At 39.3% G+C, this 726-nt stretch carries 2 rRNA genes; both read right to left on the reverse strand.

Going from position 1 to position 726, the window contains the following annotated elements:
- Positions 1–209: 209 nt before the first annotated feature.
- Positions 210–324: ribosomal RNA gene (gene rrf, locus H5200_RS23285) — 5S ribosomal RNA — on the reverse strand.
- Between the two features lie 62 nt (positions 325–386).
- Positions 387–501, reverse strand: a 5S ribosomal RNA gene (gene rrf, locus H5200_RS23290).
- Between the last annotated feature and the right edge of the window lie 225 nt (positions 502–726).

Raw genomic sequence — 726 nt, forward strand, 5'->3', positions numbered from 1 at the left:
TGTTTAGTGGTTATAAAGAAATAGTCGAACAGGTTTCGCAAGCGTGGAATAAATTCATTTCTGTTCCTGATACGGTTAAAAGCATATGCTCTAGAGACTGGATAAAATTGACTTAATCTTTATGCAGATTGGTATAACTCACTGCTAAATCACTTTCCTGCAAACGTAAAAAAGCCCGACTATTGCTAGTCGGGCTTTCTTTAGTTAGATCCTGGCAATGTCCTACTTTCACATAGCAAATGCTACACTATCATCGGCGCTGTTTCGTTTCACTACTGAGTTCGGCATGGGGTCAGGTGGGTCCAAAACGCTATTGTTACCAAGAAAATTCTTTTCAATTTTCTTATTTTAATTGTTAATTTTTAAGTCCTTCGACTAAATTTGGAGCCTGGCAATGTCCTACTTTCACATAGCAAATGCTACACTATCATCGGCGCTGTTTCGTTTCACTACTGAGTTCGGCATGGGGTCAGGTGGGTCCAAAACGCTATTGTTACCAAGCAAATAGGGTGCGAAGGAATAATGACAAAGCACGTAGTGCTTACATTTCCTTTGCGCAAGGTGCCTCAACTTTAACGCTACGCGCTAAGAGTCACCTTATAAATTTGGAATTCTGATAATAAAAGTTTTCAGTAAATCTACTTTAGTCTATTAACTTCTTGCGCTATCAACTATCACATAAAACGCGTTTGGCGTTGTATGGTTAAGCCTCACGGGTAATTAGTA

It is taken from the genome of Pseudoalteromonas sp. SG43-7 (assembly GCF_014164295.1).
Classification (GTDB): domain Bacteria; phylum Pseudomonadota; class Gammaproteobacteria; order Enterobacterales; family Alteromonadaceae; genus Pseudoalteromonas; species Pseudoalteromonas rhizosphaerae.